Source organism: Paracoccus sp. TRP (assembly GCF_000185925.1).
Taxonomy (GTDB): domain Bacteria; phylum Pseudomonadota; class Alphaproteobacteria; order Rhodobacterales; family Rhodobacteraceae; genus Paracoccus; species Paracoccus kondratievae.
Map to the genome: position 1 here is coordinate 1 of NZ_AEPN01000028.1, position 23,020 is coordinate 23,020.

The window sequence follows — 23,020 nt, forward strand, 5'->3', positions numbered from 1 at the left end:
CTGCTCTTTCGCGCGCATTTCGGCATAGGCTTCCTGCTCTTTTTCGTAATAGGCGGGCGAGGGGAAATCCCACCAGCCGGTGGCGAAGGGGCCGGCGGCGTCGCGCGACACGATTACCTCGACCAGTGTCGGGCCGTCGGTGTTCAGCGCTTTTTCCAGCGTCGATTCCAGATCTTCGTCCTTCACCACTTTCCAGGCCTCCAGGCCAAAGGCCTTGGCGGTGGCGGTGAGATCGGCAGAATAAGGCTCGCCGTTACCGGCATGGTGGTTGAACTCGGACGCGATGTGACGACCCATGAACTTGCGCTGGCCGCCGCGGATCGACATGTAGCCCTGGTTGTTCAGCACCAGGAAGACCACGTTGATGCCGTTCATCACGGCGGTGCCCATTTCCGGCAAGGACATCATGAAGTCGCCGTCGCCGACGATGGCAACGACCTTCTTTTCCGGGCAGGCCAGCTTGGCGCCCATGGCCGCCGGCACCGCCCAGCCCATCGGCGAATAGGAGCCCGAGGTCAGATGCGTGCGCGGCTCATAGACGGGGAAGCTCTGCTTGACCGAGCCTTGGGTGTTACCCGAGCCGACCACGACGATCCCGTCGCGCGGCAGCACCTTGCGCAGCGCGACCAGCGGCCGCTGCGAGGTAAAAGGGGTCTCGCGGCTGTTCTCGCGCGGTTCGACCTGTGCGTGCCAGTCGGCCTTGGCCTTTTGCACCTCGGCGTGGAAATCGGCGTTGCGGTCGCGCAGCGCAGTGGCGTCGGCATCGCTGATCGCCTCCAGCAGCTGGCCAAGCGCGATCTTCGCGTCCGAGACGATGCCGACCTCGGTCGGATAGTTCTTGCCGATCTCGCGCGGGTCCAGGTCGATATGGATCAGCTTGCCGGGCGGGAAGCTGAAGGACACGCCCTTGGCATAGGACGAGGCCGACCAGTCGGTGAAGCGGCAGCCCACCGAGACCACCACATCGGCCGAGGCGGTGATCTGGTTGCCGCAGGTGGTGCCGGTCTGGCCGACGGCGCCGATGAACAACTCGTTGTCCTCGGCGATGGCACCCTTGCCGTTCCAGGTGATGGACACGGCTGCGCCCAGCTTTTCGGCCAGCGCGGTCAGTTCGGCCGACGCATCGGCGGTGATCGCCCCGCCGCCGGCGACGATCACCGGGCGGCGGGCCGACAGCAGGACCTTGGCGGCCGCCTCGATCGCCTTGGGATCGGGATAAGCGACTCCGACGGGCAGGCGCTTGTCCAGCGGGTGGATGGTGACCTCCTCGGCCTCGACCTGAACATCCATCGGGACTTCGACATGAACCGGGCCGGGGCGGCCGGTCAGCATCTCGCTGAAGGCGCGGTGCATGATCGAGGGCAGCGTCCTGACCGAATGGGCCTGCCAGGCGCGCTTGGTCACCTGTTCGGTGATGCGCGGGAAGGCGTTGTCCTGCTGACGCTCGATCTCCTGCATGGTGCCGTGGCCCTGCATGTAGGTCTGCGGCGAGCCGGAGACATAGAACACCGCCGTCGAATCGGTATAGGCGGTCGCCAGGCCGATGATCGTGTTCGCCGCCCCCGGCCCGACCGAGGTCGAGCAGGCCATCGGCTTGCCGCAGGCGCGATAATAGCCATCCGCCATATGGACGGCACTCTGCTCGTGCATGACCTGGATGAAGGGGATCTCGGAGCCTTCCTGCAGGAAGGCGTCGAACAGCGACCAGATGCCGTGGCCCGGCACGCCCGCGACATATTCGACGCCGTATTCCTTCAGCGCACGCGCTACGACTTGTCCACCGGTAAGCTTCATGAGATTCCCCGTCTGGTTGCTGCACCCTTGGCATGGCGGTGCAAATCTGCGTTCAACTGCCAGCATGCTGCGGCCTTGACGAATTTGTCGCAATTTCGCATTCATTCGTTTCATGACGCAGACTGACGCACGGCCTGCGCAAGGATCTGGAGATGACCCGGTCAGACCTCACCCACGACCCCACCGACCGCATGGCGAATTTCGCCGCAAACCTGCGCCTGCTTTGCGACCGGCAGGGCTCGATCTCGCAGATCTGCCGCAAGCTCGGCATCAATCGGCAGCAGTTCAACAAATACCTGTCGGGCCGCCACATGCCCTCGTCGGGCAACACACGCTTGATCGCGAATTTCTTCGGCCTCGGCCCCGACGTCCTGTTCAGCGAACATGAGCGTTTCCGCGCTCTGGTCGACGGCAACTTCTTCGACGTGCTGGACCATCTGCGCCGGGCGCCGCAGGTTGCGCGTTTTCTCGACACGGTGGCGGTCTCGACCAAGACCGACATGGGGGAATATGTCGGCTGCTATGACCGCTACCAGTATTCCTCGATCTACGCGCGCAAGATCCTGCGCTCGGCCTTCTGCATCTTCCAAAGCGGGGATTTCCTGAACCACTATTACGTCGAGCGTTTTCCCAGCTACGACGACCCGTCGCGCACCGAATACATCTTCAAGTATCACGGCTTTACCTTCCCGGTAGAGGATCGCGTCTTCACCATCGACTTCGAGACGGTGCAGCGCAACGAATTCACCTTTGGCATCTTCTCGACCGTGCAGCGCAGCGCCAAGCGCTTCATGTTCGGCATCGTCAGCGGCGTCGCGGCGACGATGTTTCGCCAGCCCTTCTCGACCCGCGCGGTGCTGCATTACCGCCGCCCCGGTTTGCTGAGCCGGGCAGAACTGCAGGCGACCACGACGCTGGACATGAACGACGCCTCGATCCCGCGCGAGGCGCGCGAGTATCTGGGCGAAAGCCCCGACATGATCAAGCCGGTCTGAACCGACGCACGCGATGCCTGGAACTGCGCCAGTCTGCGTCAGTTTTGCGGTGGTCGCGCAATGGTCTGGAAGGTCTTTCCGTGCTGTCCTTGCGCCATATCCAGCATCCCCGGGGACATCACCATGCACAACCAGATCCGCGACCTTGCCTTTGCCGACGAGTTCATCAAGGCGCAGCTTGTTGAAAATACTGAGGATTACCTGGTCGAGGACGCCGTTGTCGTCAACCTGTCGCCCGAACCGCTGGTGACCGGCACCGATCATCCCGCCATCGTCCCGGCGTGGAAATCGACCTGGCTCAGGGGCGGGACGATTCGCTCGGGCGAGCGGGCAGCGATCATCAAGGTGCTCAAGCCCACAAACCTCGGTGGCTGCATGTTCCGCGGCTGGGACTGGCTCGGCAACCGGATCAAGAGCTTTCCGCGCGACACGCCGCTGTTCATCTCGGCCCAGGACAGCATCGGTCTGGTCACGACCGACCCCCATGTCTTTACCAACGAACGCCGCACGGCCGAGGAACCGCAGGAGTTCGAGCTGAAGCTGAACCTGTGGTGGTCGCCGGGCGATACGGATTGCTTCATCCATAACGAGCATCCCTTTCTTGAGGTGCATACCCAGATCCACGGCCTCGGCCGGATGCAGAAATTCGCCGAACGCGACGAGAATACCCTCTACGAGGATGTGATCATGCCGACCGGCTATTCGCATGATCCGTTCTGCCGCGTGACCGGCCCGAACCAATGGACCTATCCATGGCACCGCTACTACGCCGACACCGATTCCGTCTGGCTGGCGGTCGAGCTGCACCCCAAGGGCTGACAGGCACCAAGGAGGCGCAATGATTCCCGGCGAATTTTGGACCCGCATCGAAAGCGACGAACTGGGCAGCCGCCGGCTGCCGGGCGAAGCGCTCTATGGCATCAACACGCTGCGCGCGGCCGAGAACTTCCCGGTCTCGGGCATGAGGATCGGGTCGCTGGCGCCGCTGATCCGCGCCATGGCCCTGACGAAAAAGGCTGCGGCAGCGGCGAATTACCGGCTGGGCAAGCTGTCGGCGCGCAAGGCCGAGGTGATCGGCCGGGTCTGCGACGAACTGATGGCCGGCCAGCATGCCGGTCATTTCGTCATCGACGTGTTCCAGGGCGGCGGCGGCACCTCCAGCCACATGAACCTGAACGAGGTGATCGCCAATCGCGGGCTGGAGCTGATGGGCCGCGCCTGCGGCCAGTATGAGCACCTGCACCCGATCCGCGACGTCAACCGCTCGCAATCCACCACCGACGTGCATGCGACGGCGCTACGCATCGCGCTGATGCAGGGCGCGCCGGGGCTGGAACGGGCGCTGCTGGCGCTGGCCGAAGCCTTTGCCGGAAAGGCGCAGGAATTCGGCGGCATCCTCAAGCTGGCGCGCACCCATCTGCAGGACGCGGCGCCGATGACCCTAGGCGAAGAGTTCCACGCCTTCTCGACCGCGCTGCGGCACGAGGCGGCACGGATCTGGCCGGCCTCGCAAGGCCTGGCGGGGCTGAACCTGGGCGGCACCATGGTCGGCACCGGCCTGGCCGCGCAGCCGGATTTCGCCGAGACGGTGATCGCCGAGTTGCAGCGCCTGACCGAACTGCCCTTGCGTCGCGACGACGATCTGGTCTGTGCAGCCTGGAACAGCGCGGGCCTGGTGCAGTTCTCATCGCTCTTGCGCGGCATCGCGGTGACGCTTTCCAAGATCGCCAACGACCTGCGCCTGCTGTCCAGCGGCCCGCGCGGCGGCATCGGCGAGATCGCCCTGCCCGCCGTCCAGCCCGGCTCGCCGCTGATCGCGGGCAAGGTCAATCCCGTGATCCCGGAAATGGTCAGCCAGGTTGCCTTTCATGTCGCCGGGGCCGATGTCGCCGTTGGTATGGCGGCCGAGGCCGGGCAGTTGCAACGCAACGCCTTCGAGCCGCTGATGGCGCATTGCCTGCTGACCAGCCTGGGCATGATCGAGAGCGCCGCCCGCATCTTTGCCGAACGCTGCGTGCAGGACATTCGGGCGGTGCCCGAGGCTTGCGCCGGCAATCTGTCGGCACCCGGCACCCTTGCCGCCGGGCTGGTGCCCCTGGTCGGGCACGAGGCCGCCGCCGATATCGCCGAGGCGGTCGCCAGAGGCGAGGATCTGGGCGCGCTCTTGCGCGGACAGGGCCTTGCCTCGGGCGATCCGGCCGACTGACCCCAACTCGCAAAGGAACCTGACATGATCCTCAAGGCCGATGTCTATGCCGTGCTGCTGCCGGCGATCGACGATCTGGTGCTGACCGATCCGCTGGCGCGTTTCCTGGATCAGGGCGGCCGCGCCCTTCTGATCGGTGAAACGCGGGCGGAATATGTCGCGCGCAGCATGTCGGACGCCCGCCGCTCGGATGAAAGCGCCGACAAGTTGCGCGCACTGACCGACCGGGTCACCGGCCTTGCCGGCCCGGCGTTGGTGGCGCTGGATCAGGAGCCCTCTGGCATCCGCCGGTTGCATGGGCTGGTGCCGCAACTGCCCGACAACGAGGCGCTGCACGCCATGGCCTCGGAGGAGATCGAGCGGGTCGCGTTCCGCATGGCCCAGGCGGCGCGCGGAATGGGCGTGACCATGTTCCTGTCGCCGGTCGTCGACGTGGTGACCGGGCGCAATCCCTGGCTGCAGGGCCGGACATTGGGCACCGATGCGGTCGAGGTGGCGCGGATCGGTTGCGCCTTTATCCGCGGCGTCGAGGCAGCGGGCGTCGTCGCCACCGCCAAGCACTTCCCCGGCCATCACGACATCGACGGCGATCCGGCGGTGGATGCGGCCACGGTCAGCGGCGGGGCCGACGCGCTGGCGCCCGGCATGGTTCCCTTTCGCGCGGCCATCGCCGCGGGTGCGCGCGCGGTGATGACCGGACCCGCGCTGGTGCCGGGGATGGACGCCACAGTGCCCTCGTCGCTTTCTGCCACCACCATCGCCGCGCTGTGGGGGCTGGGTTTCACCGGGCTGGTGGTCAGCGACGACCTCGACGCCATCGGCACCCTGCGCGGCCAGCGCGACGTCCCGACGGCGGCGGTCGAGGCCTTGCGCGCAGGGTCCGACCTGCTGCTTTTGTCGGCGGCGAACGATCTGGAACAGATCCGCGCCCGCATCTTGTCGGCCGTCGCCGAAGGCAGCCTGCCCGAGGAACGCCTGACGGAAGCCGCCGCCCGCGTCCGCGCGCTTGCCGACAGCATGGGGTGAGGGCTAGATGCGCTGCCGGGCAGGGCGATGCCAACCGCCACTGGGTTACAGGTTGATTCTGAGCCATTCGACGGTTTTTGGAGTCGGTTCCTTCTCCGCCAGGCCGGTCGAAGTGCCGGCACCGAAATCGTGGTCGGATTCCAGCACCACCAGATCCTCGGTTCCCTCGTGATATTGCAGCAACTGGTTGCCGGAGATGGGCTGCGGGTGACGATGGTTTTCTTCGAGCCCATGATGACGCGCAACGGTCCCGGGTAGGAGGCGATGGCCCCCGCCGCCGACATCAGCGGCAATTTGTGAAAGAAGCCACCCTTCAGCGTGGTCTGGCCGGCCCAGGAAAGATCGGCAGTGATCGCCTCATCCTTGCCTGCGGCCAGGCCGGCAAGGGCGCCGGTTTTGGTCATGTATCTCTTCTCGGGGGGCGCCGAGAAATGCCGCCGTCAGCTGCGCCGCATCATGTCCGACAGCTTCTCGCCAATCATGATGCAGACCGCGTTCGGGTTACCCGAGATCAGCGTTGGCATGATCGAGGCATCGGCGACCCGCAGCCCTTCGATGCCATGGACGCGCAATTGCGGATCGACGACCGCCATGTCATCCACTCCGGCCCGGCAGGTGCCCGCCGGGTGCAAAGCCGCATGGGCCGTGGTCTGGCAGAAGCGCCGGATCTGATTCCGGGTGATAGGTCCGGCCTCGGGCAATTGGCGGCGCTCAACATAGCGGCTGATCGCGGATTGCTCCATCACCTCCAGCGCGAACATGGCGCCGTCGGTGATGGTTTCCAGATCATGAGGATCGCTGAAATAATTCGGGATCACACGAGGAAAGGCGGCGGGATCCGCGCTGGTCAGCCGCACTTCGCCGCGCGAGCGCGGGCGGATCTGGCCAAGGTTGATCGTGCAGCCATTGCCGCCTGGCACGGCTTCGACCCCTTCCTCGACCCCCGCGCCGACGACCATGAAATATTGCACATCGGGATGCCTTTCCGCCCGGTCGGCCCACCAGAAGGCGCCGCCCTCGATCAGGTTGGAGGAAGCCGGGCCACCCTTGAACAGCAGGTAGTTCAGCCCCGCCAGCGCCTTCCAGTGCAGCTTCTTGTACTTGTCGTAGCTGTGCGGACCATTGAGCTGATAGATCAGCGAAATCTCGATATGGTCCTGAAGGTTCTGCCCGACGCCCGGCAGGTCGTGGACGACTTCGATTCCATGGCGGCGCAGTTCGTCCGCCGGACCGATGCCGGACAGCATCAGGAGCTTGGGCGTATTGATCCCGCCTGCCGACAGGATGACCTCGCGCCGGGCGCGGATCGTCCGGGTTCGACCCTTGGCGACATATTCGACACCCGTCGCGCGACCGTTCTCGACCAGCACGCGCAGCACCCGCGCCCCGGTGCGCACCGAGAGGTTCCTGCGTTTGCGCGCGGGCTTCAGATAGGCGACGGCCGCGCTGCTGCGGCGTCCGTTCCGCGCGGTGATCTGGTAAAGCCCGCAGCCGGCCTGATCGCCCGAGTTGAAATCCGGGTTCAGCGGCAGTCCCTTTTGCTGGCAAGCTTGCAGCCAGGCGCGGGTCAGCGGATGGATATGGTCGATGTCCGAGACGCCCAGGGGCCCGTCGATGCCGTGGGCCTCGTTGCAGAAGCGGTTGTTGTTCTCGGCCTTGCGGAAATAGGGCAGGATGTCCTGATAACCCCAGCCGGACGCCCCCAGGTTTTCCCATGTCGCGTAATCGTCTGGATTGCCCCGGACATAGATCATCGCATTGACCGAAGAGCCGCCGCCCAACACGCTGGCCTGCACCATCGTCGGCTGCTCCGTGCGATTCTGCCCATCCGTCGGCTCCCAGGGGAAGCGCTTGAGCAACGGACCCTGCGCGGTTTTGTAATAGGCGCCGGGGATGTGGATATAGGGGTTCCGGTCGCGCGGACCTTCCTCCAGCAGGACGACCTGGGTATCGGCGTCCTCGCTGAGACGCGCCGCCATGACGCAGCCAGTCGATCCTCCGCCGACGATGACGTAATCCGCCCAGTCCATCCCGTATCTCCTTCCGGCCTGTCGATGCAGTAAGCCGAGCGGCGGTGGGATTGGCAATTTCGCAAGCGTGATGCAGGTGACGCAACAGCGCGTGGCGATTGCGTCAGATTGCGCAAGAATTCATCGGACTGCGCAATTGCCGGGGCGACGGCTCGTGCGGAAACTCCGTATATCCCAGGAAAGGAAAACCCATGTCCGCCGAACGCCAGACAATCGTCCTCCATTCCCTGATCGCCAAGGATGCACCGATGGCGATGGACCTGAAGATCGCCGCCGATCTGGGCTATGACGGCATCGAGATCTCCGCCGCCAAGATGCGCGCCTTCCTTGCCGCCGGATGGACCGAGGCGGACCTGGCCGAGCGCCTGCGCGGTTACGACATTCCGGGCACCGGCTTCCTGATGGATATCGAACGGCATGGCGGGGCCGAAGAATCGCTGTGGCGGGATGCCGCCGAACTTTTCCATCTGGCGCAGATCGCGGGGGCGAAGGCCGTGCAGGCGATCACCGGTCCGGTCTCGGTCGCCACGGTCAGGGCGCATGCCGCTGGCCGGCCGGTGACCGGCTATTCCGGCGTCCTTGGCCTGTCCCGTGACGAGCAGATGCGGATCACCGCCCGCAACCTGGCCCGGCTGGCCGACATGGCTGCCGAGAAGGAGCTGATCCTTTACTTCGAGGCGCTTGGCTGGTGTCCGCTGAACACCGTCTCGGACCAGCTGGAGCTGATCGACCGGGCGGGACGGAGCAATGTGAAGATGGTGGTGGATTTCTGGCATTGCTATGTCTCGGGGGATACGCCCGAGCGGATCGCGCGGATCGACAGGAATGCGATCTATGGCGTGCATGTCTGCGATTCGCTGCGCCACGACGGCGGCATCCCGGACGAGGCGGTGCTGCGCGACGTGCCCACCGGCGGTGGCGTGCTGAACCTTCAGGAATGGGTGGATGCGGTGAAGGCGACGGGCTATGTGGGCTGGTGGAGCGGCGAGTTGTTCTGCCGCAAGCAGCATCAGGACGACAGTTTCAAGGTCGCGGCAGGGATGAAGGCGCTTCTGGAACGCCTTATTCTCTAGCTGAGGAGCGTCCGGGGCTCTGTCTGCCCGATTTGCTTTAACTGGCGCTGCGCTCTTGCTGCGGGGTCTGGGCGAGGAAAAGCAGGTCGAGGAATTTTGCGAACAGCGGAAACACGGCATGCCCGCTGTCAGGGCTGGCCTTGGGTGGCCAGCGGCGGGCCGTTGCCGGCGTCGGAGACGAGGGCGGGCTTGCGCCTTGTGAACAGCCGGTCGCGCGAATGGGTCAGGTGATCGCGCATCAGGTCGCGCGCGCGGGCACCGTCCTGCAGCCGGATCGCCTCGAAGATCCCCGCATGCTCGTCGAAGACCCGCGCCAGCCCGCTGGCCTCGCGCTTGACCGAGGCGCCGTGGAAGCGCATTCCGACGGCGATATGGTCCTTCAGCGCCTCCATCGCGATCGAGAAATAGCTGTTCTCGGACGCGATCGCGATGGCCAGGTGGAACTGGAAATCGGCATCCTCGCGGTGGCTCTGGCGGTTGGTGGCGTCGCGCATCAGCTCCAGCGCGGCGGCGATCCGTTCCAGCGCGGCGTCGTCGCGCCGCTCGGCCGCGCAGGCGGCGGCGGCGGGTTCCAGCGTCAGGCGGAACTCATAGCAGCTGAGCAGGTCCGAGACGTTTTCCAGCGGCCCGAAGCCGAGCGGCTGCTTCAACCCGATGGTGCGCACGAAACTGCCCGCGCCCTGGCGCGAATAGATCAGGCCGCGCTCGCGCAGCTTTTTCAGCGCATCGCGGATCACGGGGCGCGAGACCTCGAATTCGGCGGCCAGGTCATGTTCGGTCGGCAGTCTTTCGTCGGGGCGATAAGAGCCCGACTTGATCGCCCGTTCCATCCGTTCGAAGACGATCTCGCTGAGGGATTTCCGCGCCCGCTTTTCCGGCTCCGCCATCAGTTCTGCCCCCGAAACATCTCCAGCAAGGTGGCGAGGGTATCGGCCGCGCCGAAGCCCCCAGATTTGGCGATGATGCTGATTTCGCCCCCATATGCCACAGCTAACCCAGGCAGGCATTCGCCCGCAAGCCGCAGCGAGGTGATGCCCATATGCGCCAGCACCGCCTCGGCAGTCGCGCCGCCGGACAAGAGCAGCGCCTGCCGACCGGCGGTAAGCCGGGGATGGACGCTGCGGGCCAGGGCTTCGGCGACCTGCGATTCGGTTCGCGTGGCCTGCCCCGCCACTGCCTGCACCAGCAGATGCGGCGCGGTGGCGTCTGGTACCGCTTCGCCCGCGGGGGCGGGCAGGACCGCCGCCAGTCCCGAGGCCTGCACCTGTCGTGCCTGTTCCACCGTGATCGGATCGCGAGAGCCGATGACCAGCAGGCTGCGCGCGGCGCGCGGCAGGACCGGTGTGGCTGCGGGCTGCCCGGTCATGCGGATCGCCAGCGCCTCGGCCAGCCCGCGCGCGCCGACCAGCAGGTCGCCCGGTTGCGTCCTGTCCAGCGCGGCGGCCAACTCAGTGGCGCTGGTCACGTCGGGGATGACGGCGCGGCCGGCCAGCGGGCCAAGGGCTTCGGCGATGGAAAGGGGCCGGGCGACGCCGTAGCCCCCGACATGGCCGGCCTGCGTGATCCGCCCGAAATCGGGAATGGCGGGGGCGACCAGCATCCGCGCCGGGTCCAGCACCGCGAGTTCGGCGGCGACATGCCCCTTCAGCCGCGAATCGATCTTCTTCAGGACTGGCACGCCTGCGGGCAGCGCCGCCACGACCTGCGCCATCGCCTTGCGCGCCGCGTCCTTGGTGCCATCGCGCGAGCGGGTGCTGACCGCCATCACCTGCGCGCCGCTTGCCGCGACCGAGGCCACCGCCTCGGGCGACAGCGCGACCTGGACCGCCAGCCCGCGCCCGGCGAAGGGCGCGGCGCTGTCCAGCGCGCCGGTCAGGTCGTCGGCGATGATGCACAGCTTCATCGGCGCGCGCCCTAGAAAGCGGCGCGATAGATGGCCAGAACCTCCTTGGGCGTCATGTCGCGGGGGTTGTTGTCCATCAGGCGGCGGATGGCATGGGCGTCACTGGCGAAGCGGGGCAGCTGGTCCTCGGTCGCGCCATGCGCGGACAGCCGCATCTCGACCCCCAGATCCGCGCAGAAGGCATGGGCGCGGGTCAGAAGATCGCCTTCGCCAAGTCCCAGGGCGGCCACGATCTCGGCGGTCTTGGCCTGGGCCACGGGTTCGTTGAAGGCCAGCACATGCGGGAAGATGATCGCATTAGCCAGCCCGTGCGGCAGGTGAAGAAGCGTGCCAAGCGGATAGGCCAGCGCATGCCCCGCCGCGGTGTTGACCGGGCCAAGGCAGATGCCGCCATAGAAGGATGCCAGCATCATCCCCTCGCGCGCCTCGGTATCCGCGCCGTCGCGCACGGCGCGGGCGAGGTAGCGGCCCACGAGGTCGATCCCCATGCGGGCGAAGCCGTCGATCACCGGATGGGCATTGCGGTTGGTGAAGGCCTCGACGCAATGGGCCATCGCGTCGATCCCGGTCGCGGCGGTCACCGCAGGCGGGACCGAGAAGGTCAGCTCGGGGTCCAGCACCGCCAGGTCGGCGATCAGATGCGGGCTTTCCACCGCGATCTTGTTGCCCTTGCCGGGATCGGTGATCAGCGCGCGGATGCCCGCCTCGGACCCGGTGCCCGCCGTGGTTGCGATCTGCACGAGACCGGACCTGCGCCCCGCCACTCGGTTCGGCCCGGCGACGTCTTCCAGCGATTGTTCGCTGTCCCACATCGCCGCGACCAGCTTGGCCACGTCCATGACCGAGCCGCCGCCCAGCCCGATCACCAGGTCGGGCCGGGCCTCGCGCGCTGCAGCGATGGTGGCGTCAAGCGTGGCGATGTCGGGCTCGCCCGGAATGGCGTCGAAGACCGAGACCTGGCCCTCAAGCCCCAGCCTGTCCGCGAAACCGGCGGTATGCGGGCTGGCGATGATCAGGACATTCCGGGCATCATGCGCCCATGCGCCGACGCGGGCCGAGGCGCCCGCCCCGATCTCCAGCCGTTTCGGCTGATGCAGGGTGATGGTGCGGCTCATGCTCATGCCTTGCCCTCCAGTTCGTCCATGACGGCCCAGACCTTCGCGGCCTCGCCTTCGGACAGGGGCGAGAAGGGCGGATGCACGTTCATCCAGCCCATGTCGCCGCGACGCTTGGCCAGCATGGTCTTGACGGTGGGAAGCTGGGTGTAGCTGTTGGTCAGCTTGCGCCAGGCCACGATCACCTCCTGCGCGGCCTTCACCTCAGCGGCCTTCGCCGGGTCGTTCCAATGGTCCCAGACCAGCCGCAGTTCCCGCGCGACGAGGTTGGAACTGGCGGTGATGCAGCCCGCGCCGCCGCCCTGCAGGACCGGCAACAGCAGCGGATCGGCCCCGGCCAGCACGGCGAAACCGGGGAAGCGGGCGGCCATCGCGTGCATGTTCTCGATCTTGCCGTCGCTGTCCTTGATGCCGGCCACGGTGTCGGGGAAGGCCTGAACCAGCATCGCGATCAATTCGTGGCTGATCGGCACGCCGGTCAGCATCGGGATGTGGTAGAGGATCACCTTCAGCCGGTCGTCCGCGACCTTTTCGATGATCGAGGCATAGAAGCGGAACAGGCTCTCATCGCTGAAGGCGGTGTAATAGAAGGGCGGCAGCAGCACGACGCCCTTGACGCCTGCCTGCACCGCGTGGCGGGTCAGCTCGACCGCATCCGTCACCGCGCAGGACGAGGTGCCGGGCAGCAGCTGGTCGGGCCGGGTGCCGCCCGTGATCGCGGCTTCCAGCAGGTCCATGCGCTCGCGCACGGAGAAGCTGTTCGCCTCGCCGGTCGAGCCCAGCATGGCGATGCCGTGGCAGCCTTCCTTGATCAGCGCCCTGGCATGGGCGCCAAACAGGGGCAGGTCGGGGGTGCCGTCGGCTTTCAGGGGCGTGGCGGCGGCGCAATAGACGCCCTCGATGGCGAAGCTCATCTTGATCCTCCGGAAACCAGTTTGCGGGCATAGGCGATGGCGGAATTCATGTTGCCATGATCGGCGAGGCCCTTGCCCGCGATGTCGAAGGCGGTGCCGTGATCGACCGAGGTGCGGTCGATGGGCAACTCGACCGAGACGTTCACCGCCGTGTCGAAAGCCACCAGCTTGATCGGGATATGGCCCTGGTCGTGATATTGCGCGACCACCAGGTCGAACGCGCCGGAATAGGCGCGGTGGAACACGGTATCTGCCGAAATCGGGCCGTGGGCGTCGATCCCCTCGGCGCGGGCGGCGGCGATGGCGGGGGCGATCTGGTCGCCGTCCTCGGTCCCGAACAGCCCGTTCTCGCCGCAATGGGGGTTGATCCCGGCGACCGCGATGCGTGGCGCACCGACGCCGATGCGCTTCAGATGGGCGTTGCCCGCGCGGATCGTCGCCAGCACCCGCTCGGTCGTGGCGCGGGCGATGGCTTCCTTCAGCGAAACATGGGTCGAGACATGGATGACCTTCAGCCGGTCCGATGCCAGCAGCATATAGGCGGCCTTCGCCCCGGTGAGGCTACGCAACATGCCGGTATGGCCGTCATAGTGATGGCCGGCGGCATTCAGCGCCTCCTTGTTGATGGGCGCGGTGACGATGCAGCCGATCCGGCCGGCCTGCGCGTCCCGGACGGCACGTTGGATGAAGCGGAAGGCGGCGTCGCCCGCGACCGGGGAAAGTTGCCCCCAGGGCAGGGGGGCGCCGTCATAGTCGATGTTCACCACCCGCTCGGCCAGGTCCAGCTCGATGTCTGCGACCGCCTTCGCGGCCTCCAGCGTGGCGCGGTTGCCGTAGATCAGCGTTCTTGCCCGGTCCTCGGGCGACATGTCGGCCAGCGCCCTGACGCTGATCTCGGGGCCGACGCCGGCGGGGTCGCCCATGGTGATGCCGATGATGTCGCTCATGCCAGAGCCTCCGAAAGGCGGCTTTCCCAGCCGGGTTGCAGTTGCAGGTATTTGATGGCGCGGCGGTGGTAGGTATAGGCGAGGTGCAGGGTGCCGTCCGGGCCTTCCAGCAGCCAGGGATAGGACATCTCCTTGTTGCGCCCGTCGGTGGAATCATTCGAGGTGCAGGTCCCCGGCCCATCCTCGACCAGGTAACGCCGCGGGAAGGTCTGCCCGCCGTCGCTGGAAACGCAGATCGCCACCGGCGCGCGCGGCACGCCCCAGACGGGCACGCAGCCGCCCGTGGGATCGGCGTCGGGACGGTCGTGATCCTCGCCCAACTCATCGTAAAGCGAGGTGCGGCGGTCGGGCGACATCGCCGCGTTGACCGGGTTGCAGATCATCGCGATCCGCCCGTCGCGCAGGGTGACGGCGGCGATCGAGGAATTGTTGTTCGGCACATCCGTCGCCACCGGCGCGGCCCAGCTGTGCCCGCCATTCGCGCTGTCCGAGCGGTGGACGAAATCGGACTGGCGGCGGCGATAGAAGGCGGCCATGCGCCCTTCGCCCAGATCGACCGGGCTCATATGAACCGAGCCGACGGAATCCGGCACATCCTCCAGCCGCCAGCTTTGTCCGCCATCGGTCGAGACGCCCATCGCGGCAGTATCGTGGCTGCCGTTCCATTTCTGGCCGGGGCGCTGGACGCAGCGGAAGATCGGCAGCAGCCACGCGCCGTCACCGCGAAGCCGGACCGGGGCGCGCACGAAACAGCCGCGCGGCAGGTCCAGGAAGCGCCCCTCCTCGGCGGTGATCGCCACCCCGTTACGATGCAGCGCCGCCATGCGGATGCGGCACTGGTCCTGATTGCCCGAGGGTTGCGAGGTGTGGAACAGCCACAGCCCGCCATTGGGTGCAGCGAAGATCACCGGGTTCTGTTCCGAGTGATCGGGATCGTGGCTGAGCCTTTGCGCGGGTCCCCACGCATCCGCGCCGGGCAGCAGCACCGAGGCATGGATCGAGATGTCCGACTTGCCCTCCAGCGTGCCGCCGAACCAGGCGCAGATCAGCGCGCCGTCATCGGCCAGCGACAGGAAGGCGGCATGATTCTGCACCATGGGCGAGGGCAGGAATGCCTGCTGCATCCCCTCCGCTGCGCTGGTCAGGCGCCCGTCCATGCGCCGCGCGATATCCTCTGGTCGCATATGCTTCTCCTGCGTCGAATTGACGGGAAGACAGCGCATAACGAAAGCAGTTGTCAAGTTGAAAGATAAGAAACTGAGCGGATAGATTGTTCGTAATGTAAATTAATATAGTAAAAACAAATATATAAATGCAAGCATCCTGAGGCCATGATCTTATGGAGATTTTTTATTGACAAAATTGATGGCCTGTCCGATGGTTCGGCAACCGTGCTGGAGGAGTGTCGGCGCGGGTTTTCGGAGGGGGCATGGCTTGGACGGTTGCACGAGGCGGGACAGCGATGCTGGCGGTCGGGCTGGCGGCGATGGGTGCCGCGCTTTCTGCCGTCGATGCCGCCATCGTGCGGCAGCTGGACGGCGGCGTTCATCCGATGATGATTGCCTTCACCCGCGCCCTGTTCGGCGCGCTGGTGGTTCTGCCGATGGCGGTGATGCGGCCCTCGGTGCTGGAATCGGCCTATCCGCTGCGCCAGCATCTGATCCGTGCGGCGCTGAAGCTGGTCGCACTGGTCGCATTCTTTGCCGCCTTCGCGCAGGGACCGCTGACGGATGTGACGGCCATCGCCTTCACCTCGCCGATCTTCGTGGTCCTTGGCGCATCGCTGATGCTGGGCGAAAGGCTAGGCGGGTTGAAGATCCTGGCCGTCGCCACCGGCTTTTGCGGGGCGTTCCTGGTGGCCGGACCGGCCGGTGCCGGCCTGACGCCGGCGATCGGCTTCGCGCTGATCGGGGCCGTGGTGCAGGCGGTGATCCAGCTGATGCTGAAAAGCATGTCCTCGGGCGACCGGACGGCGACGCTGGTGATCTGGAACCTGCTGCTGACCGTCCCGCTGGCCTTCCTGCTGGCGCTGCCGTTCCTGACCATGCCGAGCGCCGGACAGCTGGGCCTGCTGGCATTACAAGGCGTTCTGGGCGCGGGCTGCATGGCGCTGATGACCCATGCCTTCAGCCTGGCCGATGCGTCCATCGTCGCGCCGGTCGATTTCCTGCGGCTGCCGCTGGTCGCCGTGCTGGGCTATCTGCTGTTTTCGGAAGTGGCGAAGCCCTCGGTCTGGATCGGCGGCGTGCTGATCTGCCTTGCGGCCCTGATCGCGTCCCGCGCCTCGCGTCGCGCAACAGCCGTCGAATGAATTGATCCGATATCCACGGGAGGAACGAATGATCAGAAGATCCTTGATATGGGGGACGCTTGCCGCCGCGACGATGCTGACCCCCGCTTTCGCGCAGGACAGCACCGTCCGCATCGTGCTGAACGAAGAGGTGGACCTGCTGGAACCCTGCATGTCCACGCGCTCGAATATCGGGCGGGTGACGCTTCAGAACATCAACGAGACGCTGGCCTTCCTGGACCTGCGCGAGGGCGGCGGGTTGCAGCCGAAGCTGGCCGAAAGCTGGGAACAGCTGGAGGATGGCTCGTGGCGCTTCCACTTGCGGCAGGGCGTGACCTTCTCCGATGGGACGGGTTTCGACGCGCGCGACGTGAAGCATTCCTTCGACCGGGCGATGGACCCCTCGATCACCTGCGAGGTGCCGCGCTATTTCGGCGGCATGACCATCGAGGCCGAGGTGGTGGACGACCATACCATCGACTTCAAGGCCGATCCCCAGCAGCCGATCCTGCCCCTGCTGCTGACCCTGATCTCGATCGTGCCCGAGGAAACCCCGATCGAATTCGTGCGCGAGCCCATCGGCACCGGCCCCTATACCCTGACCGAATGGACGCCGGGCCAGCGCATCGTGCTGAGCCTGCGCGATGATTACTGGGGCGAGACGCCTGCGGTGACCGGGGCAACCTATCTGTTCCGGGCCGACCCTGCGGTGCGCGCGGCGATGGTGGCGACGGGCGAGGCCGATATCTCGCCCTCGATCGCAGCGCTGGATGCGACCAATCCGGCGACCGATTTCTCCTATCTGGACAGCGAGACGGTCTATGGCCGGCTGGATCACTCGGTCGCGCCCTTCGACGACCTGCGCGTGCGCAAGGCGATGAACCTGGCCATCGACCGCGAGGCCTTCATCGGCACGCTGGTCCCCGAAGGCGCGCTGCTGGCCACGGCCGTCTATCCGCCCCCCACGCTTGGCTGGAATGAAAACGTCGAGGTCTGGCCCTATGACCCCGAAGAGGCCGCGCGCCTGCTGGAAGAAGCCAAGGCCGACGGCGTCGCCACCGATACGCCGATCACGCTGATCGGGCGCACGGCGAATTTCCCCAACAACGTGGAGATCCTGGAAGCGGTCCAGCAGATGCTGCAAGAGGCGGGCTTCACCGTCGAGCTGCAATTCTACGAAGTGGCCGAGTTCGAGAAGCTTTACTCCAAGCCTTACCCGGAAGGCCGCGGGCCGATGGTGGTCGTCGCCATGCATGACAATTCGCGTGGCGATCCGTCCTTCTCGATGTATTTCAAATATGCCTCGGACGGGCGGCAGTCGGGGATCAGCGATCCCAAGGTCGACGACCTGATCAACCGCGCCCAGGCCGCGACCGGGGATGAGCGCGAGGCGCTGTGGAAGGAGCTTCACGCCTATCTGCACGACGAGGTGGTGGCCGACCTGCTGCTGTTCCACATGGTCGGCTTCAGCCGCGTGAACGAGCGCCTGGACTGGAAGCCGACGATGGCGACGAATTCGCAGCTTCCGCTGGCGGATATCGCCTTCAAGTGACCTGACAGCCGGGCGGGGGCCATCCCCGCCCAAACCGACCGGAGCCTTCGGCCATGATGAGTTTCATACGCAAACGCGCATTCGCCAGCCTGATCTCGCTGATCCTGCTGGTCGTCGCCGTTTTCTTCCTGTCGCGGCTGACGGGCGATCCGGCGGCGCTTTACCTGCCCTCGGAAGCCTCCGAGGAGATGCGCCAGCAGTTTCGCGAGATATACGGGCTGAACGATCCGATCCTGGTGCAGTTCGGCCGCTATGTCTGGGACCTGCTGCATCTGGATTTCGGCGATTCCGTGCGCCGCGCGCGCCCGGCCTTCGAGGTGGTCAGCGAAGCCTTCCTGTGGACGCTGCAGCTGGCCGTCATCACCATGACGCTGGTGACGGTGGCGGCCATCGTCGTCGGCTCTATGGCGGCGTTCCGGGTGGGCGGGTTCTTCGACCGCATCGCCTCGCTGACCTCGCTGATCGGGGCGTCGGCGCCGGATTTCTGGGTGGCGATCGTGGCCATCGTGGTCTTTTCCGTGGGCCTGGGCTGGCTGCCGACCTCGGGGACGGGCAGCGTCTGGCACTGGATCCTGCCCATCGGCGTGCTGTTCATCCGCCCCTTCGGGCTGATCGTGCAGGTCGTGCGCGGCTCGATGATCAACGCGCTGTCCTCGGCCTATGTAAAGACCGCGCGGGCCAAGGGCGTGAAGACGCGCCCGATCATCTTCGTCCACGCGCTGCGCAACGCCATGCTGCCGGTCATCACCGTGATCGGCGATCAGGCGGCGGCGCTTCTGAACGGCGCGGTGGTGATCGAGACGATCTTCGGCTTTCCCGGTGTCGGCAAGCTGATGATCGATTCCATTCTGCAACGCGATTTCAACGTCGTGCTGGCCGCGATCATGATCACCGCCATCGCCATCTTCCTCATGAACCTGCTGATCGACCTGGCCTATGCGCTGCTCGATCCGCGCATCCGGTATTGAGCCATGACCAGCATCGACATCATTCCCGACGAGCCGAAGCCGCTGGTCCGCTTCGCCCGGATGCTCTGGGCCGACAAGTTCGCGCTGGCGGCGGTGCTGTTTCTGCTGCTGGTGCTGGTTCTTGCGCTGATCGGGCCGACATGGCTGGACGAGGTGGCGCAGAAGCAGAACCTGCGCGGGCGCAACGCGCCGCCGTTCGAGTGGGAACGCGGCTGGCTGTGGATCCTCGGCGCGGATGCGCTTGGCCGCCCGCTGCTGGCGCGGATCATCGTCGCCACCCAGAACACAATGATGGTGGCCGGGGGCGCGGTGTTCTTCTCGGCCCTGATCGGGACGGTGCTGGGGCTGATCGCGGGCTATGCCGGCCCGCGCACCGGGCAGGCGATCATGCGGCTGGCCGATGTGATCATGTCGTTTCCGTCGCTGCTTCTGGCGGTGGTGGGGCTGTATATCCTGGGACCGTCGATCCTGAACCTGGTGATCGTGCTGGCGATCACCCGCATCCCGGTCTATCTGCGCACCACCCGCGCCGAGGTGCTGGAGGTACGCGAGCGCATGTTCGTGCAGGCCGCCAGGGTGATGGGCGCCTCGCCCCGGCGGATCGTCTTCCGCCATATCCTGCCGGTGGTGCTGCCGACGCTGATGACCATCGCCACGCTGGACTTCGCCTTCGTGATGCTGGCCGAAAGCTCTCTGTCCTTCCTGGGCATCGGCATCCAGCCGCCGGAAATCACCTGGGGGCTGATGATCAGCCAGGGGCGGCAATACCTGACGACTGCGTGGTGGCTGTCCTTCTGGCCGGGCCTTGCGATCATCCTGACCACGCTGTCCCTGAACCTGCTGTCGGGCTGGATGCGCATCGCGCTGGATCCGACCCAACGCTGGCGGCTTGAAATGAGGGGGCGCAGGAATGGCTGAGCCGATGTTGCAGGTCAGGAACCTGTCGGTCGAATTCCACACGGCGGCCGGCACCGTCCGGGCGGTCAGGAATGTCAGCTTCGATCTGGACCGGGGCGAGACCCTGGCGATCCTGGGCGAAAGCGGCTCGGGCAAGTCGGTGTCCTCCTCGGCGATCATGGACCTGATCGACATGCCGCCGGGCATGATCACCAGCGGCCAGATCATCTTCGAGGGTCGCGATCTGCTGAAGCTGAGCGCCTCGGAACGCCGCAAGGTGAATGGCCACAAGATCGCGATGATATTCCAGGACCCGCTGAGCCATCTGAACCCGGTCTATACCATCGGCTGGCAGATCGTCGAGACGATGACCGTCCATGGCATGGCCCGCCCGCAGGCGCGGGCCGAGGCCTTGCGGCTGTTGGGCCGCGTCGGCATCCCGGACCCCGAGGGCTCGATGGAGAAATATCCGCATCAGTTCTCGGGCGGGCAGCGCCAGCGGCTGATGATCGCGATGGCCTTGGCGCTGAAGCCCGACCTGTTGATCGCCGACGAGCCCACCACCGCGCTGGACGTGACCGTTCAGGCTGAGGTCCTGGCCCTGCTGGAGGAATTGCAGCAGGAAACCGGCATGGGCGTTCTGATCATCACCCACGACCTTGGCGTCGTGGCCGAGATCGCCGACCGCGTTGTGGTGATGAATGCGGGCGAGGTGGTCGAGACCGGCGACACCCGGCAGGTTTATCGGAACCCCGCCCATCCCTATACCCGCAAGCTGATCGGCGCGGCGCCCGGCAAGGGCGCGATGCACGAGCCCCTGCCGCCCGCCGAGCCGGTGCTGTCCGTGCGCAATGCGCGCAAGGTCTATGGCGATTTCGCCGCCGTCGAGGATGTCTCCTTCGACCTGATGGCGGGCGAGACCCTCGCCATCGTCGGCGAAAGCGGCTCGGGTAAATCGACCGTGGCCAAGATGCTCTTGCGGCTGGAGGAACCGACCGGCGGCGAGGCCCACTGGAAGGGACAGGACCTGTTCGCCATGTCGGAACGCCAGCTGTTCGCGCTGCGCCGCGACTTGCAGATGGTGTTCCAGGATCCGACGCAAAGCCTGAACCCGCGCATGACCGTCTGGCAGCTGATCACCGAGGGCTGGGTCATTCATCCCGGCATCCTGCCCCGGTCGAAATGGAAGGCCCGCGTGGCCGAATTGCTGCATCAGGTCGGGCTGAAGCCCGAGATGGCCGGGCGATACCCGCATCAGTTCTCGGGCGGGCAACGCCAGCGCATCGCCATCGCCCGCGCGTTGGCGCTGGAGCCGGAGCTGATCATCTGCGACGAGGCGGTCTCGGCGCTGGACGTATCGGTCCAGGCGCAGGTGATCGAGCTTCTGGACGGGCTGCGCAACTCCCTGGGCATCGCCTTCATCTTCATTGCCCACGACCTGCCGGTGGTGCGCGACTTCGCCGATCACGTCATGGTCATGCAGAAGGGCAGGGTGGTCGAGGCAGGCACCGTGCGCCAGATCTTCGACAACCCGCGCCAACCCTATACGCAGGCGCTGCTGGCGGCGGGACTGGACCCCGACCCGGACGTGCAGGCCGAACGCCGGGCCGCGCGCCTGGCGATGGCGGCAGGCTGAAAGGTCGCGCGGAACGGCTTACTCGGGCCGTTTGACCTGATCGGCATCGTCCCGATGCCCAGTGCGGATATGCTACGCGGCAAGTTTTGGCACCTGCTGTTCGACCAATCGCAAGTATCGTTGGTTGCATGCCCCCGCAACCAAATTTGCCAAAGAATACAGCAGTTTAAGAGCCTCCCTCGCGGGAGGTTTTTTGCGTTTCTACGCCGTGTCAACACTGTGTCAACAGAACCCCGACGCCCCGTGTCAACGAATGGCGCCGAGTCGCGGCGCACTCTCCGCTTGATCGGGGCGACCTCGGGAACGTGACGGCGCTTGCACGCGCGGTGTCGCTGCGCTTGGATAGGAGCAATTCCCGAAAGGCCCGAATTGCCCATGCCGATCTACGAGTTTGCCAGCGAAGAAATCCGTCCCCTCAGCAAGACTACGTTCGGTCTGATGCAGTTGCAGGAGCGGCGCGATCTGCAGCGGCTGCTGCGGGCGAACATCGCCGTGGTCGCACCCGACACGCTGGTGATCGCGGAGGAGTTCGGGGACTGGGACGAGTCGCGCCGGCGCATCGATCTCCTCGGCATCGACCGCGATGCCAACCTCGTGGTGATCGAACTGAAGCGGACCGAGGACGGCGGCCACATGGAATTGCAGGCCCTTCGCTACGCCGCGATGGTCTCGACCATGACCTTCGACCAGGCCGCCGATGTGTTCGCTCGCTATCTCACGCAGATCGGCAAGGCCGACACGGATGCGCGGGCCGAGCTGCTCGACTTCCTCGGGTGGGACGAGCCCGACGAGGATGCCTTCGCGCAGGACGTCCGCATCGTCCTGGCCTCGGCCGAGTTCAGCCGCGAGCTTACGACATCGGTTCTCTGGTTGATCGAGCGTGGCATCGACATCCGATGCGTGCGTCTCCAGCCCTACGGCCTTGATGGTCGTGTCCTCGTTGATGTCCAGCAGATCATCCCGCTTCCGGAGGTCGCGGAATACCAGGTCCGCGTCACCGAGAAGAAGCGCAAGGAGCGCGAGGCGCGCACGGACACGCGAGACTGGACCAGCTACGACGTCACCCTCGGCGGGCGCCAACTGACGGGCCTGCGGAAGCGACACGCGATCTATCAGGTGTTCCGCCACCTCGTGGAGAGCGGGATCGCACCGGAGGAGGTCGCCAAGCATTGTGGCCCGCGGGCCAATCGGGCCCTCGTGTCCGTGGAGGGCGAGGTGGTGGCTGAGGACTTCCATCGCTTGGCGAAGGAGGCCCGAGCAAGGGAGGGACGGAATTTCGATCCAGGCCGCTACTTCTGCGGTGATGACGAACTCCTACACTTCGAAGGACGCACCTACGCCTTTCTGAACCAGTGGGGTGGCAGGGCGTTTGACGAGGCCATGGTCAATTTGCGTGACGCGTTTCCTGACAAAGAGATCGCGTTCGCACCCTCGGAATAGCGGTCGGTCCCGACTTGCAATCGTAGCCGACAAGAGCGTGATGGTGTTGATTGCCACTGAGAATTGACCCGGCGGGGTCAGTTTTGAACGCTCATTGACACTGAAACGCAGCGCAGCCAGTGTAGGTATTTGTTATCGCTTGCTTTTATATCGTGCCGTGTCGAAGGTGGCTTCCGCCTGGATTCCCCGGTGAAACTGCCTGTCGCTAGGTCGTGTTGACAAAAGGGATTCCTC

Annotated in this window: 20 protein-coding genes; 11 read left to right on the plus strand and 9 right to left on the minus strand. The window is 65.9% G+C overall.

Features of this window, described 5'->3' with window-relative positions; translation table 11 throughout:
* Nucleotides 1–1,794 (minus strand): thiamine pyrophosphate-binding protein (locus PARACOCCUSGL_RS0114365; RefSeq protein ID WP_010397919.1); only part of this gene is annotated, 1,794 nt, incomplete at its 3' end.
* 152 nt (nucleotides 1,795–1,946) lie between these two features.
* Here PARACOCCUSGL_RS0114365 and PARACOCCUSGL_RS0114370 point away from each other — a divergent pair.
* From PARACOCCUSGL_RS0114370 to PARACOCCUSGL_RS0114385, 4 genes are all read left to right on the plus strand, one after another.
* Nucleotides 1,947–2,789: a helix-turn-helix domain-containing protein gene (locus PARACOCCUSGL_RS0114370; RefSeq protein ID WP_010397922.1), complete on the plus strand. Its 843-nt coding sequence runs from the start codon at nucleotides 1,947–1,949 to the stop codon at nucleotides 2,787–2,789.
* Nucleotides 2,790–2,912: 123 nt separating this feature from the next.
* On the plus strand, nucleotides 2,913–3,608 hold the full coding sequence (locus tag PARACOCCUSGL_RS0114375) for a hypothetical protein (protein WP_010397923.1): 696 nt from the start codon (nucleotides 2,913–2,915) through the stop codon (nucleotides 3,606–3,608).
* Nucleotides 3,609–3,627: 19 nt separating this feature from the next.
* Nucleotides 3,628–4,995: an aspartate ammonia-lyase gene (locus PARACOCCUSGL_RS20680; RefSeq protein ID WP_010397924.1), complete on the plus strand. Its 1,368-nt coding sequence runs from the start codon at nucleotides 3,628–3,630 to the stop codon at nucleotides 4,993–4,995.
* Nucleotides 4,996–5,019: 24 nt separating this feature from the next.
* Nucleotides 5,020–6,021, plus strand: a complete 1,002-nt coding sequence (locus tag PARACOCCUSGL_RS0114385; protein ID WP_010397925.1) for a glycoside hydrolase family 3 N-terminal domain-containing protein — start codon at nucleotides 5,020–5,022, stop codon at nucleotides 6,019–6,021.
* Nucleotides 6,022–6,066: 45 nt separating this feature from the next.
* On the opposite strand, the gene PARACOCCUSGL_RS22055 is transcribed toward PARACOCCUSGL_RS0114385, so the two are convergent.
* Nucleotides 6,067–6,204: a hypothetical protein gene (locus PARACOCCUSGL_RS22055; RefSeq protein WP_010397926.1), complete on the minus strand. Its 138-nt coding sequence runs from the start codon at nucleotides 6,202–6,204 to the stop codon at nucleotides 6,067–6,069.
* A 257-nt stretch (nucleotides 6,205–6,461) separates the two neighbouring features.
* The gene (locus tag PARACOCCUSGL_RS0114395) at nucleotides 6,462–8,051 is read right to left on the minus strand and encodes a GMC family oxidoreductase (RefSeq protein ID WP_010397928.1); all 1,590 of its coding nucleotides are present in this window, start codon (nucleotides 8,049–8,051) and stop codon (nucleotides 6,462–6,464) included.
* Between the two features lie 191 nt (nucleotides 8,052–8,242).
* Between PARACOCCUSGL_RS0114395 and PARACOCCUSGL_RS0114400 the strand changes: the two genes are divergently transcribed.
* Nucleotides 8,243–9,124 (plus strand): sugar phosphate isomerase/epimerase, encoded by an 882-nt coding sequence (locus tag PARACOCCUSGL_RS0114400; RefSeq protein ID WP_010397929.1) that lies wholly within the window; start codon nucleotides 8,243–8,245, stop codon nucleotides 9,122–9,124.
* A 128-nt stretch (nucleotides 9,125–9,252) separates the two neighbouring features.
* Here the strand turns inward: PARACOCCUSGL_RS0114400 and PARACOCCUSGL_RS0114405 are convergent, their stop codons facing one another.
* From PARACOCCUSGL_RS0114405 to PARACOCCUSGL_RS0114430, 6 genes are read right to left on the minus strand one after another with little or no spacing between them, the layout of a single operon-like run.
* A complete protein-coding gene (locus PARACOCCUSGL_RS0114405; protein ID WP_010397930.1) occupies nucleotides 9,253–10,011 on the minus strand; it encodes a FadR/GntR family transcriptional regulator in 759 nt (252 codons plus the stop codon).
* Nucleotides 10,011–11,027 (minus strand): four-carbon acid sugar kinase family protein, encoded by a 1,017-nt coding sequence (locus PARACOCCUSGL_RS0114410; RefSeq protein ID WP_010397932.1) that lies wholly within the window; start codon nucleotides 11,025–11,027, stop codon nucleotides 10,011–10,013. Before PARACOCCUSGL_RS0114410 ends, PARACOCCUSGL_RS0114405 begins: the two co-directional genes overlap by 1 nt.
* Nucleotides 11,028–11,038: 11 nt before the next feature.
* Nucleotides 11,039–12,148 carry an iron-containing alcohol dehydrogenase gene (locus tag PARACOCCUSGL_RS0114415; protein WP_010397933.1) on the minus strand — a complete coding sequence of 370 codons (1,110 nt, stop codon included), beginning with the start codon at nucleotides 12,146–12,148 and terminating at the stop codon, nucleotides 11,039–11,041.
* The gene (locus tag PARACOCCUSGL_RS0114420) at nucleotides 12,145–13,056 is read right to left on the minus strand and encodes a dihydrodipicolinate synthase family protein (RefSeq protein WP_010397934.1); all 912 of its coding nucleotides are present in this window, start codon (nucleotides 13,054–13,056) and stop codon (nucleotides 12,145–12,147) included. Before PARACOCCUSGL_RS0114420 ends, PARACOCCUSGL_RS0114415 begins: the two co-directional genes overlap by 4 nt.
* Nucleotides 13,053–14,003 carry a 4-hydroxythreonine-4-phosphate dehydrogenase PdxA gene (gene pdxA, locus PARACOCCUSGL_RS0114425; protein ID WP_010397935.1) on the minus strand — a complete coding sequence of 317 codons (951 nt, stop codon included), beginning with the start codon at nucleotides 14,001–14,003 and terminating at the stop codon, nucleotides 13,053–13,055. The genes PARACOCCUSGL_RS0114420 and pdxA overlap by 4 nt, the downstream gene beginning before the upstream one ends.
* Nucleotides 14,000–15,187 (minus strand): exo-alpha-sialidase, encoded by a 1,188-nt coding sequence (locus tag PARACOCCUSGL_RS0114430; RefSeq protein ID WP_010397936.1) that lies wholly within the window; start codon nucleotides 15,185–15,187, stop codon nucleotides 14,000–14,002. Before PARACOCCUSGL_RS0114430 ends, pdxA begins: the two co-directional genes overlap by 4 nt.
* A 245-nt stretch (nucleotides 15,188–15,432) precedes the next feature.
* Here PARACOCCUSGL_RS0114430 and PARACOCCUSGL_RS0114435 point away from each other — a divergent pair, with 245 nt between their 5' ends.
* The 6 genes from PARACOCCUSGL_RS0114435 (at nucleotide 15,433) to PARACOCCUSGL_RS0114460 (ending at nucleotide 22,786) form a co-directional block, all read left to right on the plus strand.
* Nucleotides 15,433–16,314: a DMT family transporter gene (locus PARACOCCUSGL_RS0114435; RefSeq protein ID WP_202796789.1), complete on the plus strand. Its 882-nt coding sequence runs from the start codon at nucleotides 15,433–15,435 to the stop codon at nucleotides 16,312–16,314.
* Nucleotides 16,315–16,342: 28 nt separating this feature from the next.
* On the plus strand, nucleotides 16,343–17,845 hold the full coding sequence (locus tag PARACOCCUSGL_RS0114440; protein ID WP_010397940.1) for an ABC transporter substrate-binding protein: 1,503 nt from the start codon (nucleotides 16,343–16,345) through the stop codon (nucleotides 17,843–17,845).
* A gap of 53 nt (nucleotides 17,846–17,898) precedes the next feature.
* On the plus strand, nucleotides 17,899–18,813 hold the full coding sequence (locus PARACOCCUSGL_RS0114445; RefSeq protein WP_010397943.1) for an ABC transporter permease: 915 nt from the start codon (nucleotides 17,899–17,901) through the stop codon (nucleotides 18,811–18,813).
* Between the two features lie 3 nt (nucleotides 18,814–18,816).
* Nucleotides 18,817–19,731, plus strand: coding sequence for an ABC transporter permease (locus tag PARACOCCUSGL_RS0114450; protein ID WP_010397946.1), 915 nt, complete (start codon nucleotides 18,817–18,819; stop codon nucleotides 19,729–19,731).
* Entirely contained in the window at nucleotides 19,724–21,346 is a 1,623-nt protein-coding gene (locus PARACOCCUSGL_RS0114455) for an ABC transporter ATP-binding protein (protein ID WP_010397948.1), read from the plus strand. The genes PARACOCCUSGL_RS0114450 and PARACOCCUSGL_RS0114455 overlap by 8 nt, the downstream gene beginning before the upstream one ends.
* 375 nt (nucleotides 21,347–21,721) lie before the next feature.
* Nucleotides 21,722–22,786 (plus strand): hypothetical protein, encoded by a 1,065-nt coding sequence (locus PARACOCCUSGL_RS0114460; RefSeq protein ID WP_010397950.1) that lies wholly within the window; start codon nucleotides 21,722–21,724, stop codon nucleotides 22,784–22,786.
* Nucleotides 22,787–23,020 lie beyond the last annotated feature (234 nt).

Coding starts and splice junctions, on each gene's coding strand:
- PARACOCCUSGL_RS0114370 (WP_010397922.1), top strand. CDS start 1,947: ATGACCCGGTCAGACCTCACCCACGACCCCACCGACCGCATGGCGAAT.
- PARACOCCUSGL_RS0114375 (WP_010397923.1), top strand. CDS start 2,913: ATGCACAACCAGATCCGCGACCTTGCCTTTGCCGACGAGTTCATCAAG.
- PARACOCCUSGL_RS20680 (WP_010397924.1), top strand. CDS start 3,628: ATGATTCCCGGCGAATTTTGGACCCGCATCGAAAGCGACGAACTGGGC.
- PARACOCCUSGL_RS0114385 (WP_010397925.1), top strand. CDS start 5,020: ATGATCCTCAAGGCCGATGTCTATGCCGTGCTGCTGCCGGCGATCGAC.
- PARACOCCUSGL_RS0114395 (WP_010397928.1), bottom strand. CDS start 8,051: ATGGACTGGGCGGATTACGTCATCGTCGGCGGAGGATCGACTGGCTGC.
- PARACOCCUSGL_RS0114400 (WP_010397929.1), top strand. CDS start 8,243: ATGTCCGCCGAACGCCAGACAATCGTCCTCCATTCCCTGATCGCCAAG.
- PARACOCCUSGL_RS0114405 (WP_010397930.1), bottom strand. CDS start 10,011: ATGGCGGAGCCGGAAAAGCGGGCGCGGAAATCCCTCAGCGAGATCGTC.
- PARACOCCUSGL_RS0114410 (WP_010397932.1), bottom strand. CDS start 11,027: ATGAAGCTGTGCATCATCGCCGACGACCTGACCGGCGCGCTGGACAGC.
- PARACOCCUSGL_RS0114415 (WP_010397933.1), bottom strand. CDS start 12,148: ATGAGCATGAGCCGCACCATCACCCTGCATCAGCCGAAACGGCTGGAG.
- PARACOCCUSGL_RS0114420 (WP_010397934.1), bottom strand. CDS start 13,056: ATGAGCTTCGCCATCGAGGGCGTCTATTGCGCCGCCGCCACGCCCCTG.
- pdxA (WP_010397935.1), bottom strand. CDS start 14,003: ATGAGCGACATCATCGGCATCACCATGGGCGACCCCGCCGGCGTCGGC.
- PARACOCCUSGL_RS0114430 (WP_010397936.1), bottom strand. CDS start 15,187: ATGCGACCAGAGGATATCGCGCGGCGCATGGACGGGCGCCTGACCAGC.
- PARACOCCUSGL_RS0114435 (WP_202796789.1), top strand. CDS start 15,433: ATGGCTTGGACGGTTGCACGAGGCGGGACAGCGATGCTGGCGGTCGGG.
- PARACOCCUSGL_RS0114440 (WP_010397940.1), top strand. CDS start 16,343: ATGATCAGAAGATCCTTGATATGGGGGACGCTTGCCGCCGCGACGATG.
- PARACOCCUSGL_RS0114445 (WP_010397943.1), top strand. CDS start 17,899: ATGATGAGTTTCATACGCAAACGCGCATTCGCCAGCCTGATCTCGCTG.
- PARACOCCUSGL_RS0114450 (WP_010397946.1), top strand. CDS start 18,817: ATGACCAGCATCGACATCATTCCCGACGAGCCGAAGCCGCTGGTCCGC.
- PARACOCCUSGL_RS0114455 (WP_010397948.1), top strand. CDS start 19,724: ATGGCTGAGCCGATGTTGCAGGTCAGGAACCTGTCGGTCGAATTCCAC.
- PARACOCCUSGL_RS0114460 (WP_010397950.1), top strand. CDS start 21,722: ATGCCGATCTACGAGTTTGCCAGCGAAGAAATCCGTCCCCTCAGCAAG.